Origin of the sequence: Streptomyces sp. NPDC048275 (genome assembly GCF_040652275.1) — a bacterium.
Lineage (GTDB): Bacteria > Actinomycetota > Actinomycetes > Streptomycetales > Streptomycetaceae > Streptomyces.
This window is the reverse complement of the sequence record NZ_JBEZLR010000040.1, coordinates 20,461-34,969: the sequence shown is the minus strand read 5'-3', so window position 1 is coordinate 34,969 and position 14,509 is coordinate 20,461. Positions and strand designations below refer to the sequence as shown.

Below are 14,509 nucleotides of genomic sequence, written 5' to 3'. Positions count from 1 at the left end.
CTACCGCCGCCCTGTTCCTGCCGCCCGCGGCCCTGTTCCCAGCGCCTGCCGCCCTAGTTCCTGCCGCCCGCCGCCCTTGCGGCGCCGACCGTCAGTTCTCGTCTCCCGGGGCGCTGTCCCCGGGCGGCTGGTCCTTCGGTGCGGCCTGGTCCTTCGGTGAGCTGGGGCTCGCGAAGCCGCCGAAGCCGCGCCGTACCCGGCCACCGAGGTCGCCCGCACCGCCCGCGATGTCGCTGACCAGCTTCATCAGCGGGTCCTTGGAATTCTTCACCTCCGTGGCATAGCTGCTCGCCGACTGCCGGAAGGAGTCCGAGACCGAGGTGTCCTTGTCCTCGCTGCGCCGCGGATAGTGACCGTCCATGATCCGCTGGTAGTCGCGGGACTCGGCCCACTTCTTCAGCTCGGCGGCGCGCACGGTGGTGAAGGGGTGCGTGCGGGGGAGGGTATTGAGGATCTTGAGCACGGAGTCGCGCAGGTCGCCCCCGGCCTCGTACTCCTCGGCCTGCGCGAGGAACGCGTCCACGTTCATCTCGTGCAGGTGATTGCCTCCCGCGAGCTTCATCAGGCCGCGCATCGAGGCCTTCAGATCCTGCCCGACAAGGAGCCCCGCCCGGTCGGCCGACAGCTCCGACTTGCGGAACCACTCGCGCAGCGCGGTCACGATCGCCATGATCGCGAGGTTGCCCAGCGGGATCCAGGCCACCCGGAGCGCCAGATTGGTCAGGAAGAGCAGGATCGTGCGGTAGACGGCGTGGCCGGACAGCGCGTGGCCGACCTCGTGCCCGACGACGGCCCGCATCTCCTCCTCGTCCAGCAGCTCGACGAGTCCGGTCGTCACGACGATGATCGGCTCGTCCAGGCCGATGCACATCGCGTTCGGCTGCGGGTCCTGGGTGACGTACATCGGCGGGACCTTCTCCAGGTCCAGGATGTAACAGGCGTCCCGCAGCATGGCGTTGAGGTGCGCGAACTGGGCGTCCGAGACGCGCACCGAGTCGGACAGGAACAGCAGCCGCAGGCTGCGCTCGGGCAGCAGCCCGCTGAGCGCCTTGAAGACCGTGTCGAAGCCGCTGAGCTTGCGCAGGGCCACCAGGGCCGAGCGGTCCGCCGGGTGTTCGTACGCCCGCGAGGAGATCCCCTCGAAGCGCCTGCGCTGCCTGCTCGGCACGTTCTCGTGCCCGTTCTGCTCGTGGTCGCCGTCGGACATGTCTTCCCCCATGTGCGTCTGAGTGCCCTATGTGCCCCCAAGGCACGGTCCAGCCTAGGCGGAGATACCGTGGACGGGCAGTACAGAGAAGGAGTCGTACGCCATGGAGCACATCCCCGCAGCCGCCTGGCTCACCGAGGCCGCGAGCGCGGCAGACAAGCAGGGCCCGGGCAATCTGCTGCGTGTCGTGCTGATCGTGATGGTCGTCGGGGTGGTCCTGACCGCCTGGTTCCTGCTGCGCGGGTACAAGCGCGAAGACTGAGACTCCCTTCCTCGCCGTGCGGCGGCGTACCCCTGAGCGGCGTACGCGGCAACCGGCGTCCCCAACGGTGGAGTCGGCGTGATCGCGGCCGAGGCGCCCGCTTACGATGAGCCGACATCTTTATCCCGCCCACACCGGATAGGTCCTGCCGAGATGAGCTTGCACAGCACCGCCGTACAGTTGGTCGCCCTTGCCGCCGAAGGCGAGGAAGGCGGCAACCACGAGAGCCTCAACCCGTATCTGACCGGTGGTGGCGCCTTCTTCATCCTGCTTCTGCTGCTGTGGATCACCACCCGCTTCAACCGCGACCGCTGAGTGTTTTCGGCCGCCCCGAGCCGTTCCGAGGGACCCCTGTCCGGCGGAGCCCGTCGACCGGGCCGGTAGGGTCTGCACGCATGGGAGAGCAGGACATGCCTACCGGTCCGGCGAGTGACACGGAGAGCGGCGCCGACGGCGCCGACGAGGGCGGCGCGCCCGGCGACACGACGAGCGGCGCGCTCGACGGCACAGCGACCGACGCGCCGGGCAACACGGTGAGCGGCGCGGCGAGCCGTCTGCCGACCGGCCCCGGAAACGGCCCCTCGAACCCGGGCAAGCGCCGCCTCGGCGTCATGGGCGGAACGTTTGACCCGATTCACCACGGGCACCTCGTGGCGGCCAGCGAGGTCGCCGCCCAGTTCCACCTCGACGAGGTGGTGTTCGTACCGACCGGGCAGCCGTGGCAGAAGAGCGACCGCACGGTCTCCCCGGCCGAGGACCGCTATCTGATGACGGTCATCGCCACCGCCGGGAACCCGCAGTTCTCGGTCAGCCGCATCGACATCGACCGCGGTGGCCCGACCTACACCACGGACACTTTGCGCGATCTGCGCGCGCTCAACCCCGACGCCGACCTCTTCTTCATCACGGGCGCCGACGCGCTCGGCCAGATCCTCACCTGGCGGTACGCGGAAGAGCTGTTCTCCCTTGCGCACTTCATCGGGGTCACCCGGCCCGGCCACACCCTGACCGACCCGGGGCTGCCCGAGGGCGGCGTCTCGCTCGTCGAGGTCCCCGCGCTCGCCATCTCCTCCACAGACTGCCGTGCGAGAGTCGCCAAGGGTGATCCCGTCTGGTACCTGGTGCCGGACGGTGTTGTGCGCTATATCGACAAGCGCGAGCTGTACCGCGGCGCATGAGCCGAGAGGGGCACCGGTGAACGACCGATACGACGGATACGCGGGCGGCGACCAGTACGAGCTCGTCGGCTACGACGAGTTCGGGCAGCCTGTGTACCGGCAGGCGCCGCCCCAACAGCCCCAGCAGGGCTACGACCCCTACGCGCAGCCCCCACAGCAGCATCAGGGCTACGGCTACGACCCGTACGCGGCCGGCGCGACCTACGACACCGGTCAGCAGCAGCCCGTGTCGTCCTACGACACCGGCCGGCAGCAGCCCGTGTCGTCCTACGACACCGGCCGGCAATCAGCTGTGCCGGAGCACGACCCCTATGACCCGTACGGCAACGGAGCACCCGGAGCCGCCGGGACGGCGACCGCGCACGACCCCTACGGGCAGACGGCGCAGACCGGCCGGACAGGGCAGGTCGGGCAGACCGGCCGGGCGGGGTGGGGCGGACAGACCCCGGGCGCGGCCGGCCCCGGGAGCACGAGCACCGGGCAGCAGCCGCGGGTCGCCGAACAGACCGCCTACATCCCGCAGCAGGCGCGTCCCGCGGAGGAGAGCGAGCCCCGGGCCGACCGGGACTACCGCACCGAGCAGTTCGCCTTCGTCGAGGAGCAGGAAGGCGAACCCGAAGACGTCATCGACTGGCTGAACTTCACCGAGAACCGCACCGAGCGCCGTGAGGAGGCCAAGCGCCGCGCCCGCAGCAGGATCGTCGCCCTGGTCGTGGTGTTCGCCCTGGTCGCGGTCGGCGGCGTCGGCTACCTCTGGTACGCGGGCAAGCTGCCCGGCACGTCCTCGGAGGGCGAGTCCGCGGCGACTACGGCCACGGGCGCCCAGAAGCGTGACGTGATCGTCGTCCACCTGCACAACACGAAGGGCGGCGGCACCGCCACGGCGCTGCTCGTCGACAACACCACCACCAAGCAAGGCACCACCGTCCTGCTGCCCAACTCCCTTGCCCTGACGGACGCCGATGGCTCGACGACCACGCTCGCCAAGTCCGTCGACGACGACGGCTCCTCCGGGACTCGGGACGCGATCGACACGGTCCTCGGGACCGAGGTCCAGGGCACCTGGCGCCTCGACACCCCCTACCTCAACAACCTCGTCGAACTCGTCGGCAACATCGACATCACCACCAACGCCGCTGTGCCGGACCCCGATTCCAAGGAGAAGGGCGCGTCGCCCCTCGTGAAGAAGGGCGAGAACCAGACCCTCAGCGGCAAGATGGCCGTCGCCTATGCCACCTACCGGGCCTCCGGCGAGTCCCAGAACGCGCAGTTGGAGCGGTTCGGACAGGTCATGCAGGGCGTGCTGCGCAAGCTGTCCTCCGACAAGGGGGCCGCGACCACCACCGTGCAGACCCTGGCGCAGATCCTCGACCCGTCGCTGACCGACCAGGACCTCGGCACCTTCCTCGCCAAGCTCGCCGACCTCGCCAAGGGCGGCGACTACAAGACGGCGCTGCTGCCCGTGCAGCAGGACGGCACCCTGAGCGAGAGCGCCACCGACAGCGTGGTCAAGGAAGTGCTCGGTGGTACCGCGACGAGCCCCGACGCCGACGCCGCCGTCCGCGTCGGCATCAAGAACGCCACCGGCAACAAGGACGCCACCGAGAAGGCCCGTGTCGTCCTGGTCAATGGCGGCTACACCTTCCTGGACTCCGGTACGGCCGCGACCGCCCAGAGCGTGTCCCAGATCACGTACACCGACGCCGCCGAGAAGGACGACGCCGTCGAGGTCGCGAAGACCCTGGGTCTGCCGACCAGCACCGTGAAGAAGGGCAAGGACACCTCCAGCGCGGACGTGTCCGTGGTCCTCGGCCAGGACTACAAGGTGAGCACTTCCACCGGGTGATCCAGTGGTGGTCGGGAGGTGACAGCCGTCACGTCCCGACCACGCCCCGGGGCGTGGTCGGAGAAACGCGTGGGGTGTCGTCGGCGGTCCGTGAGACCCTTGTGTCATTACTGACCGCCGACGGAAAGCCGCGTAGTGACCGCCACGGACCGCTCCATCGAGCTCATCAAGACCGCCGCGCAGGCGGCCGCCGACAAGCTCGCGCACGACATCATCGCCTACGACGTCAGCGACGTTCTCTCGATCACCGACGCCTTCCTGCTGGCGTCCGCCCCCAACGACCGCCAGGTCAAGTCGATCGTCGACGAGATCGAGGAGCGGCTGAGCAAGGAGCTCGGCGTCAAGCCGGTGCGCCGCGAGGGCGACCGCGAGGCCCGCTGGGTACTGCTCGACTACGTCGACATCGTGGTGCACGTGCAGCACAGCGAGGAGCGCGTCTTCTACGCCCTGGAGCGGCTGTGGAAGGACTGCCCGGAGCTGGACCTGCCCGCCGACGCCAAGGCCACCCGCGGCAAGGCCGCCGAGCACGCCAAGCTGCAGGCCGAGGAGGACTCCGCCGAACTCGAGGAACTGCGGTGACCGCGGCGGGGGCGGAGGCCGAGAAGAAGCCGGGTCGGGGCCGCCGCGTCATCCTCTGGAGGCACGGCCAGACCTCCTGGAACGTGGAGCGCCGCTTCCAGGGCACCACGGACGTCGAGCTCACCGAGACCGGCATCGGCCAGGCCCGCCGCGCCGCCCGGCTGCTCGCCTCGCTGAAGCCGAACGCGATCGTCGCCTCGGACCTCCGGCGCGCGGCCGACACGGCCGCCGAGCTGTCCACGCTCACCGATCTCGAGGTCACCCACGACGACGGCCTGCGCGAGACCTACGCGGGCGTCTGGCAGGGGCTGACGCACGAGGAGATCATCGCCCGCCACGGCGACGAGTACGCCGCCTGGAAGCGCGGTGAGCCGGTGCGCCGCGGCGGTGGCGAACTGGAGTCCGAGGTCGCCGACCGCGCCGCCCCGGTGGTGCTGAGGCACGCCGACAAGCTCCCCGACGACGGCACCCTCGTGGTGGTCAGCCACGGCGGCACGATCCGCACGACCATCGGGCGTCTGCTCGGCCTGGAGTCCCAGCACTGGGAGAGCCTCGGCGGCCTCTCCAACTGCTGCTGGTCCGTCCTCGGAGAGGGCGCGCGGGGGTGGCGGCTGCTCGAGCACAACGCCGGCACGCTGCCGGAGCCGGTGCTCGGCGACGACGACTGAGCGGCCCCTGTGCGGTCCTGCGGGCCCGTCGGGACCGGATTTCACTTTCCGGCTGGTCGCAGGCTAAAGTTCTTCTTGTTCGCCCCGCCGGGCGGGAAGAACACAAGGGGCTATAGCTCAGTTGGTAGAGCGCCTGCATGGCATGCAGGAGGTCAGGAGTTCAATTCTCCTTAGCTCCACAGATCGACTCTCCCGAGTCGTCGAAGATGAGTGACGAAGATCCCGTCCCCTTCAGGGGGGCGGGATTTTTTGTGCGCCCCATGCAGGGTGACGGCGGCCACAGCGCGTCGGGCACAGCGATGTCGATGGTCTGCGGCACGAAGAACAGGTCACGGTAAGGGGAGTTGGCGACCAGGATGTCGCCGCCGCCGTCTCGCTGTTCACCGTCCCGCTCGTGCTCGGTGGCCACGATGCGGTCACACTCTTCTTCAACCGGCTTGAGTCACTTGGGGCTCCTGGGGCGTATACCTCTGCGGACGCGCTCCTCTTGTGCACGTATGCGCTGGCCACGACGGCCACGTCGGGTGCCGTGTCCGGACTGGTACGAAGGCGTCGCTGACCGTATTGCTCCGGCCGTGGCAGAATCAAACGGCCGGAAGGGGGCGCGGCCCGACGGGAGGGAGTTGCGATGCCTGCGAGCATCCTCGAGGAGGTCGACGATCTCCTCGATGCGGCACCGAAACGGAGAACGGCCACCTTCCTCGACTGCCCTTCCTGCGGATCCGTCCACGTCGCCCAGGTCCTCGGTGACAACGGCGGGATCTCCTACGTGTGCACGGCCTGCGGCCACAGCTGGAGCTGATCGATGGGTGCACACAGGCGGAAATGCGATTGGTGCGGCAGCGGCACGCCGATCGTCCGCGACATGGAACCGGTCAATCACGACTATCAGTACTGGTGCGAGGAATGCGCGCGGGCGCTGATCATAAAAGGCGACCCGATCGAGACGTACCGCGAGCTGGAGGGCGAGCCGATCTACGGCCGGCTCCTCGACGAACACTGCACGCTCAAACGGTTCTATTCGTTCGCGACAGCTTGAGCCCGCCGCGGCCGGACCCGACCCGTCCGCGGCCCGACGATGCCGGCTCGGGTCGCGGCGAGGGCCAGGACGGCGAAACCGGCCCCTCCGTAGAGGGCCGACAGTGTCAACTCGACGCCGTTCTGGTGCAACTCGAGCCGTCCCGGGCCGTGTGGCACCCACCACAGCGCGTAGGAGCAGAAGACCAGTGCCGTACCGCCGGCGGCCGCTCGACCGCGCGTCCCGACGACCATCGCCATCGGCACGCACCACACCCAGTGGTGCGACCACGACACCGGACTGACCAGCAGCGCCGTCACCGCGCAGGTGATCACCGCCCAGGCCCGCCGCCCGCGCAGCTCCGCGGCCACGGCGATCGCGAGGCCCACAGACCCCACCACGGCCGCCACGGCGATCCACCAGAAGCCGGGCTCAGTGGTGTGCAGCAGCCGGGCCAGCACCCCGCGCAGGGATTGGTTCGCGGTGTCCTCCACGAGCCCGACCCGGCCCGCCTCGAAGACCTTGCGGCTCCAGAAGCGCCATGAGTCGTACGGCAGGACGACGGCCGCCGCCAGTGTCGCCCCGGCGAACGCGACGGCCGCCCCGCGCGCGTGCCGCAGCCAGGTTCCTCCGTGGCCCCGCCGCACGTGTTCCACGACACCGGTGAGCAGCAGGAACACCGCGAAGAGCGCCGGCGTCAGCTTGATCGCCGCCGCGATCCCGATGCCCACTCCGGCCCAGCGGTGCCCGGGCTGCCGCGTCAGGTCCCACAACACGAGCACGGCGAGCAGCAGATTCACCTGCCCGTACCGCAGCGTCGTCCACACCGGCTCGCACCACACGGCCGCCGCCGACGCCCACCAGACGCTCTCCACGCGCGTGTGCCCGACGAGGCGCAGCGAGAGAGTCACGAACACCACAAGGAGGGCCAGATTTCCGGCTGTCGCCAGCGTCCGCATGCTCGCGGTGTCCAGCAGCGTCAGCGGCGTGAACAACAGCGCCGCGAACGGCGGGTACGTGGTGGGCAGATGGGCCTCGGTCGTGCGCAGCGCGTAGAGGTCGCCGCCCGTGCGTACCGTCTCGCCCTCCGCCCGGTACACCATCAGGTCGATCATCGACACGTGTGCGGCCCGCTGCGCGCACCAGAAGGCCGCGAAGGACAACAGGCACGCTCCCAGGGCGATGGGCGCACGGCGGCGGACACGGGGGAGCGCGATCACGGTCACGGACGCCGACACTATCCCCCATGTCCGTAATGTCGGCACAGCGCGGAATCGATTTGGTGGTGCACCGGGAGGACCGTGTAATGTTGGCGTCGCCGCCGGGGAGACCGGGCGGCAGAACGCAAGGGGCTATAGCTCAGTTGGTAGAGCGCCTGCATGGCATGCAGGAGGTCAGGAGTTCAATTCTCCTTAGCTCCACAAAAGTTGAAGGCGGGCCACCCGATCAGGGTGGCCCGCCTTCGTCGTGTTCAGCGGCCGCTGCCGAGCGCTCGACGGCCACGTCCCTTGGACAGGACGGGCAGGTTGTTGCGCGCCGGGGCGGAGGACGCGTCCTCGATACGCAGGGCCAGCGCCGGGCAGCGGCGTACGGCTCGCAGTGCCTTTGCTTCCGCGTACCGGGGCACCTGCGCCTGCGCGACGGTCGGGAAGCCGTCGGCGCCCAGCTCGAAGACCTCCGGAAGGATGTCCGCGCACAGGCCGTGCCCGCGGCACAGGGTCCAGTCGACATAGATCTTCTGGCGGCTGGGACCGGCCTCCTCCTGCGCCTGGCCGCCCGGGATGCCGGTGGGGAGCTGGCCGCCCTCGAAGAGCGGCAGAACGCCCTCCACGGGCCTTCCGCAGCCGTTTCCGAGGACATGCGCGGCCAGATCGTCCGTGAACGCCTTGAGGGTCGACTCGATGAACATCGAGGAGCCGTCGGGGTGCGAGCACGCGCCGCGCCGCTTGACGGCCTTGGCGACCTGCTTCACGGCCTCCAGGGCGGCCGGGCCGCCGCCGTTGAGGATGTCCTCCAGGCCGCGCGCCGCGGCGGGCAGACCGAGGTAGCAGGGACCGCACTGTCCCGCGCTCTCCTCGGCCAGCCACTGCGCCACCCGGAGCGACTCGCCGAGCGGGCACGTCTCCTGCCTGATCGGGAGAATCGCGCCGGCACCGAGGGCGCCGCCCACCGCGTCCAGGGAGTTGCGCGAGACGATCGCCTCGTTGACCGTCGCCGCGTCCAGCCACTTGCCGTGGTAGCCACCGGTCAGCACGCCCTGCGGCATGGGCGGAGCGCCCGCGAGCTGGAGCACGTAGCGCAGCGGTACACCGGTCGGGACCTCGATCACCATGGGGCGGGCGACCGCACCCGAGACGGTGAGCATGACGGTGCCGGGCTCGTCGTACAGGCCGGTGTTGCGGTACCGGTCCGGGCCGATGCGGGCGGCGATGGCCAGCTGGGCGTACGTCTCGGCGTTCGACAACAGCGTCGGCGCACCGCCGACGCCGCTCTGCGAGGCGCTGATCTTGCGGCCCGGTGGGATGGCCGGGCCGCCGTCGATGGAGCGGATGAGCGAGGCGGCCGCGCCGGTCACCATCCGCACCGGATTGCGCTGCACGCGCGCGCGGAGGGGCGATCCGCGGCGGTCGCTGAGCCCGCGCTCGGCCAGGGCGGCCTCCATGGACCGCTGGGTCGACTCGCGGGTCACCCCGATGACCAGAGTGCGCGCACCCATGGCCTCGGCCGCCAGCAGGGCTCCGTCCAGGATGAGATGCGGGGCACGGTTGATGAGCACCGTGTCCTTGCGGCAGGCGGGTTCGTCCTCACTTCCGTTGACGACCACCACGGGGCGGATGCCCTTTTTGATGGCCGACTCGGCGACCGAGCGCAGTTTCTTGCCGAAGGGGAAGCCCGCGCCGCCGCGGCCCTTCAGGGAGATCGCCTCGGCGAGGCCCGCGAGCTGTTCGCCGCCCATCGGTTCGAGCGGCCCATGCACCTTGAGGTGCATGGGTAGATCGAGTCGTTCAACCAGGTCGAAACCCGACGTGAGCTGCGGAAGTCCGACGACGCGGACCTCCGGGACGTCGGGCAGGGCCTCGTTCACTTAAAGCCTCCGGAAGGGGCATTCCATGGTTCACCGGAGCCAGGAGCGTCGAAGGCGCCCGGCAGTACGTCAGTCGTGGGACCGCTGTCGTACGTGTCGTTGGGGTTGTACGTACCGTAGGCGGGGTTCGTCTCACCGGTGTTGTACACGTCACTCGTGCCGTATCCATTGGCGGCCGAATTGTCATAGACGGGGATGTTGTATCCCGTGTCGGCGAGCGGGTCGTACGCGGAGCGGGGCGCCTCGCCGACGGGCGGCGGGGAGGGGATGGGCCAACTGCCCGACGTACTGCCACCGCTGTCCATGCGGGGCATCGTCTCCGTGGGCTGCATGTCCATGGGCATCTGGAAGCGCTCCGTGGGGGCGGGGCCCGTGGGATTCCCGCCGGGCGTGCCCGACACGGCCCGGTAGGCGGCGGCGAAGCCGGAGCCCGCGCCCGCGCCCGCGGCGGCAGGGTCGACCGGGGTCTGGTAGAGCGACTGTTCCGGGGACGGCGTGCGCTGCGGGGGTACGAACGAGTCTCCCGCGGACTGTGGAGCGGAGCGGGGGGCGAAGCCCGGCAGGGCAGTGTCCGCCAGGGCGGCACGGGATGCCGCCAGGTCATCGCGGGCCGAGCGGGTACCGGGGCCGTTGCCTTCGCCGAGGATCGCCAGGACCCGGTCGGCGACCCCGCGCTTGAAGGGGGCGGGCGCGATGCGCAGGGCGAGGGCGGCCATGACCGCGACCAGGCTCAGGCCGTACAGGATCACGAAGATCGGCTTTGCCTCGCGTCCGGCGTACAGGCCGTGGACCAGCGCGGAGCACCAGGCCGGGTACGCCAGCATGTGCATCGCGCGCCAGCGCGCCGCGACGGGTGCCGGAGATGCGAAGGCGCTGCGCAGCGCCCCGGTGACGGCCGTGAAGATCATGAGCAGCCCGGCCAGGGAGCCCAGGCCGATGAGGCCGGCGGTCCCCGTGACGCCGAGGCTGAAGGGGATCAGCACGGCGATCGCGGTGGTGTGGTCGAGCGCCAGCTTGACCGAGATGTGCAACAGCAGGAAGGCGACCGAGGACACCGCGGTCGTCCGGTGCACCGCCTGGGCGATCAGCCGCTGGCGTGTGTCGAGGAAGAGCCGGTCGGACGCGACCAGCCCCCAGATCACGGAGCAGGAGAGGGCGACCAGCGACAGTACGCCGGCGCCGAAGTTGAGGAAGTCACGGACTTTGTCACCTCCTGCGAGCACGATGAAGGGTATGAGGAGCAGGGCGGCACCAGTGGCCACCCCGTAGGTCGATCGGCCCGCCCGGGGCAGCGAGCCGGTGTTGCGGCGAGGGTTCATGGGGGGTTACTCCCAACGGTTCGGGGAAGCGGTCCCGAAGCCGCACTCTAAGTCGAGCCATACCGATGGGTACGAGGTTTGAGTTATTGCGTTGTTATCAACGGGCTGCGAGGGCCTCGTGTTGTCCCTTAGATTCTGTTACGCGAAGTAACATTTGAATATTGTTCAGTTTTTTGGCTTGATCACGACGGTGGCACGCGGTGTTTCGGCGCGGTCGGAAGCTCGTCGCGGCCTGCGCGGCGGCTGCGGTACCCTGACGCCATGCGTGCCGTACGCCTTCTGCTTAGCGAGCCGCGCTGATGAGTCCCGACCACTGACGATTCGTGGTCGGAATCGGCGCGGCGTCCCCTCCTGTGCGAGGGGATTTTTCATTTCTAAGCCGCTGGCAGAGACGATCGATGGAGCTTTGAGGATCATGAGCGAGACGAACCCCGCTGCCGCCTCCGAGGTGGCAGCGCCGCACCGCTACACGGCCGCGATGGCCGCGGAGATCGAGGCACGCTGGCAGGACTTCTGGGACGCCGAGGGCACCTATGAGGCGCCGAACCCGAGAGGTGACCTGGCGGGCGACCCCGCGCTGGTCGCCAAGCCCAAGAAGTTCATCATGGACATGTTCCCGTACCCCTCGGGTGCGGGCCTGCACGTCGGCCACCCGCTGGGCTACATCGCCACCGACGTATTCGCCAGGTTCCAGCGCATGACGGGCCACAACGTCCTGCACACCCTGGGCTTCGACGCCTTCGGCCTGCCCGCCGAGCAGTACGCCGTGCAGACGGGCACCCACCCGCGTGTGTCCACCGAGGCCAACATCGAGAACATGAAGGTCCAGCTGCGCGCGCTGGGCCTGGGCCACGACAAGCGCCGGTCGTTCGCCACGATCGACCCGGACTACTACAAGTGGACCCAGTGGATCTTCCTGCAGATCTTCAACTCCTGGTACGACGACGAGGCGGACAAGGCCCGTCCGATCTCCGCGCTGATCGCTCAGTTCGAGAGCGGCGAGCGCGCCGTGGTGGGCGATGACGGCCACGCGCGCGCGTGGAACGAGCTGACCGCCGCCGAACGTGCCGACGTGCTGAGCGGCTACCGGCTGGCGTACGCCTCCGACGCGCCCGTCAACTGGTGCCCCGGGCTGGGCACCGTACTGGCCAACGAGGAGGTCACGGCCGACGGTCGCTCCGAGCGCGGCAACTTCCCCGTCTTCAAGGCCAAGCTGCGTCAGTGGAACATGCGCATCACGGCCTACGCGGACCGCCTGCTGGACGACCTGGAGGCGCTGGACTGGCCCGAGGCCATCAAGCTGCAGCAGCGCAACTGGATCGGCCGCTCCGAGGGCGCCCGCGTCGACTTCCCGATCGACGGCGAAACCATCACGATCTTCACCACGCGCCAGGACACCCTGTTCGGCGCCACCTACATGGTGCTGGCGCCCGAACACCCGCTGGTCGACAAGTTCGTCCCGGACGCCTGGCCCGAGGGCACCCACGACGTGTGGACGGGCGGCCACGCCACGCCGGCCGAGGCCGTCGCCGCGTACCGCGCACAGGCCGCCTCGAAGTCGGACGTCGAGCGCCAGGCCGAGGCCAAGGACAAGACCGGCGTCTTCACCGGCGAGTACGCGACCAACCCGGTCAGCGGTGAGAAGATCCCGGTCTTCATCGCGGACTACGTGCTGATGGGCTACGGCACCGGCGCGATCATGGCCGTCCCGGCGGGCGACCAGCGCGACTTCGACTTCGCGCGGGCCTTCGAACTGCCGATCCGCTGCGTCGTCGAGCCGACCGACGGCCGTGGCACCGACACGTCGACGTGGGACAACGCCTTCGGGTCGTACGACGCGAAGATCATCAACTCCTCCAACGACGACATCTCGCTGGACGGCCTGGACGTCGCCGAGGCCAAGGAGCGCATCACCGAGTGGCTGGCCCGCAAGGGCATCGGCGAGGGCACCGTCAACTTCCGGCTGCGTGACTGGCTGTTCAGCCGCCAGCGCTACTGGGGCGAGCCCTTCCCGATCGTCTACGACGAGGACGGTGTCGCGCACCCGCTGCCCGAGTCGATGCTGCCCCTGGAACTGCCCGAGGTCGAGGACTACTCGCCGCGCACCTTCGACCCGGACGACGCCGACACGTCCCCGGAGACGCCGCTGTCCCGTAACGAGGACTGGGTGAACGTCACCCTGGACCTGGGCGACGGCCGGGGCCCGCAGAAGTACCGGCGTGAGACCAACACCATGCCCAACTGGGCCGGTTCGTGCTGGTACGAGCTGCGCTACCTGGACCCGCACAACGACCAGAAGCTGGTCGACCCGGCCATCGAGCAGTACTGGATGGGCCCGCGCGAGGGGCAGCCGCACGGTGGCGTCGACCTGTACGTGGGCGGCGCCGAGCACGCCGTGCTGCACCTGCTGTACGCGCGCTTCTGGTCGAAGGTCCTGTTCGACCTGGGCCATGTCTCGTCCCCCGAACCGTTCCACAAGCTGTTCAACCAGGGCATGATCCAGGCCTACGTCTATCGCGACAGCCGTGGCATCGCGGTGCCCGCCGCCGAGGTGGAGGAGCGCGACGGCGCGTACTACTACCAGGGCGAGAAGGTCTCCCGACTGCTGGGCAAGATGGGCAAGTCCCTGAAGAACGCGGTCACTCCGGACGAGATCTGCGCCGAGTACGGCGCGGACACCCTGCGCCTGTACGAGATGGCGATGGGTCCCCTGGATGTGTCGCGTCCGTGGGACACGCGCGCGGTGGTGGGCCAGTACCGGCTGCTGCAGCGGCTGTGGCGCAACGTCGTCGACGAGACCACGGGCGAGGTCACGGTGGTCGACGCCGTAGCCGACGAGGCCACTCTGCGGGCCCTGCACAAGGCGATCGACGGCGTGCGTCAGGACCTGGAGGGCCTGCGCTTCAACACCGCCATCGCCAAGGTCACCGAGCTGAACAACCACCTGACCAAGGTGGGCGGCCCGGTGTCGCGCCCGGTCGCCGAGGCTCTGGTGCTGCTGGTTGCGCCGCTGGCCCCGCACATCGCCGAGGAGCTGTGGCGCAAGCTGGGCCACACCGACTCGGTGGTCCACCAGGACTTCCCCTTGGCCGACCCCGTGTACGTCGTGGACGAGGCCGTGACCTGCGTCGTGCAGATCAAGGGCAAGGTCAAGGCGCGGCTGGAGGTCTCCCCGTCGATCTCCGACGAGGAACTGGAGAAGATCGCGCTGGCCGACGAGAAGGTCGTGGCCGCGCTGGACGGCGCCGGCATCCGCAAGGTGATCGTGCGGGCGCCGAAGCTGGTGAACATCGTTCCCGCGTAGATCGGGTGGGGTGGCCGAGCGCCCTGGTTCGGTTTCGGGCGGG

Annotated in this window: 14 protein-coding genes, 2 tRNA genes and 1 pseudogene; 12 read left to right on the top strand and 5 right to left on the bottom strand. The window is 69.5% G+C overall.

Features of this window, described 5'->3' with window-relative positions:
• Positions 1-91 precede the first annotated feature (91 nt).
• The gene (locus tag AB0D57_RS23550) at positions 92-1,207 is read right to left on the bottom strand and encodes a M48 family metallopeptidase (RefSeq protein ID WP_362076191.1); all 1,116 of its coding nucleotides are present in this window, start codon (positions 1,205-1,207) and stop codon (positions 92-94) included.
• A gap of 103 nt (positions 1,208-1,310) precedes the next feature.
• Between AB0D57_RS23550 and AB0D57_RS23545 the strand changes: the two genes are divergently transcribed.
• The 7 genes from AB0D57_RS23545 to AB0D57_RS23515 all read left to right on the top strand — a co-directional run bounded on the left by AB0D57_RS23545 (position 1,311) and on the right by AB0D57_RS23515 (position 5,919).
• Positions 1,311-1,469, top strand: a complete 159-nt coding sequence (locus tag AB0D57_RS23545) for a hypothetical protein (RefSeq protein ID WP_362076188.1) — start codon at positions 1,311-1,313, stop codon at positions 1,467-1,469.
• A 153-nt stretch (positions 1,470-1,622) separates the two neighbouring features.
• The gene (locus tag AB0D57_RS23540; protein ID WP_362076185.1) at positions 1,623-1,784 is read left to right on the top strand and encodes a hypothetical protein; all 162 of its coding nucleotides are present in this window, start codon (positions 1,623-1,625) and stop codon (positions 1,782-1,784) included.
• An 80-nt stretch (positions 1,785-1,864) separates the two neighbouring features.
• Positions 1,865-2,647, top strand: a complete 783-nt coding sequence (gene nadD / locus AB0D57_RS23535) for a nicotinate-nucleotide adenylyltransferase (RefSeq protein ID WP_362076182.1) — start codon at positions 1,865-1,867, stop codon at positions 2,645-2,647.
• 16 nt (positions 2,648-2,663) lie between these two features.
• Positions 2,664-4,493, top strand: a complete 1,830-nt coding sequence (locus AB0D57_RS23530; protein WP_362076179.1) for an LCP family protein — start codon at positions 2,664-2,666, stop codon at positions 4,491-4,493.
• A gap of 135 nt (positions 4,494-4,628) precedes the next feature.
• Positions 4,629-5,072: a ribosome silencing factor gene (gene rsfS, locus AB0D57_RS23525; RefSeq protein ID WP_362076176.1), complete on the top strand. Its 444-nt coding sequence runs from the start codon at positions 4,629-4,631 to the stop codon at positions 5,070-5,072.
• A complete protein-coding gene (locus tag AB0D57_RS23520) occupies positions 5,069-5,740 on the top strand; it encodes a histidine phosphatase family protein (protein ID WP_362076173.1) in 672 nt (223 codons plus the stop codon). The genes rsfS and AB0D57_RS23520 overlap by 4 nt, the downstream gene beginning before the upstream one ends.
• Positions 5,741-5,846: 106 nt before the next feature.
• Positions 5,847-5,919 (top strand) — tRNA-Ala (locus AB0D57_RS23515).
• Here the strand turns inward: AB0D57_RS23515 and AB0D57_RS23510 are convergent.
• Positions 5,901-6,149, bottom strand: a complete 249-nt coding sequence (locus tag AB0D57_RS23510; RefSeq protein ID WP_362076170.1) for a hypothetical protein — start codon at positions 6,147-6,149, stop codon at positions 5,901-5,903. The two genes, AB0D57_RS23515 and AB0D57_RS23510, sit on opposite strands and share 19 nt — an antisense overlap.
• A gap of 9 nt (positions 6,150-6,158) precedes the next feature.
• Between AB0D57_RS23510 and AB0D57_RS23505 the strand changes: the two are divergent.
• The 3 genes and pseudogenes from AB0D57_RS23505 to AB0D57_RS23495 form a co-directional block, all read left to right on the top strand.
• Positions 6,159-6,299: pseudogene (locus tag AB0D57_RS23505) on the top strand (MFS transporter); the annotation flags it as partial.
• 69 nt (positions 6,300-6,368) lie between these two features.
• Positions 6,369-6,542: a hypothetical protein gene (locus AB0D57_RS23500; protein WP_362076167.1), complete on the top strand. Its 174-nt coding sequence runs from the start codon at positions 6,369-6,371 to the stop codon at positions 6,540-6,542.
• 3 nt (positions 6,543-6,545) lie between these two features.
• On the top strand, positions 6,546-6,779 hold the full coding sequence (locus AB0D57_RS23495; RefSeq protein WP_010986886.1) for a hypothetical protein: 234 nt from the start codon (positions 6,546-6,548) through the stop codon (positions 6,777-6,779).
• Here AB0D57_RS23495 and AB0D57_RS23490 read toward each other — a convergent pair.
• Positions 6,758-7,984 carry a glycosyltransferase 87 family protein gene (locus AB0D57_RS23490; protein WP_362076164.1) on the bottom strand — a complete coding sequence of 409 codons (1,227 nt, stop codon included), beginning with the start codon at positions 7,982-7,984 and terminating at the stop codon, positions 6,758-6,760. The genes AB0D57_RS23495 and AB0D57_RS23490 overlap by 22 nt on opposite strands.
• A gap of 122 nt (positions 7,985-8,106) precedes the next feature.
• Between AB0D57_RS23490 and AB0D57_RS23485 the strand changes: the two genes are divergently transcribed.
• Positions 8,107-8,179, top strand: a tRNA-Ala gene (locus AB0D57_RS23485).
• Between the two features lie 50 nt (positions 8,180-8,229).
• Here the strand turns inward: AB0D57_RS23485 and AB0D57_RS23480 are convergent.
• Both AB0D57_RS23480 and AB0D57_RS23475 read right to left on the bottom strand, forming a co-directional pair.
• Positions 8,230-9,843, bottom strand: a complete 1,614-nt coding sequence (locus tag AB0D57_RS23480; RefSeq protein ID WP_362076161.1) for an NADH-ubiquinone oxidoreductase-F iron-sulfur binding region domain-containing protein — start codon at positions 9,841-9,843, stop codon at positions 8,230-8,232.
• Positions 9,840-11,162, bottom strand: coding sequence for a cytochrome b/b6 domain-containing protein (locus AB0D57_RS23475; RefSeq protein WP_362076158.1), 1,323 nt, complete (start codon positions 11,160-11,162; stop codon positions 9,840-9,842). Before AB0D57_RS23475 ends, AB0D57_RS23480 begins: the two co-directional genes overlap by 4 nt.
• 415 nt (positions 11,163-11,577) lie before the next feature.
• Here AB0D57_RS23475 and leuS point away from each other — a divergent pair, with 415 nt between their 5' ends.
• Complete coding sequence (leuS, locus tag AB0D57_RS23470; protein WP_362076155.1) at positions 11,578-14,466, top strand: leucine--tRNA ligase; 2,889 nt, start codon at positions 11,578-11,580, stop codon at positions 14,464-14,466.
• Positions 14,467-14,509 lie beyond the last annotated feature (43 nt).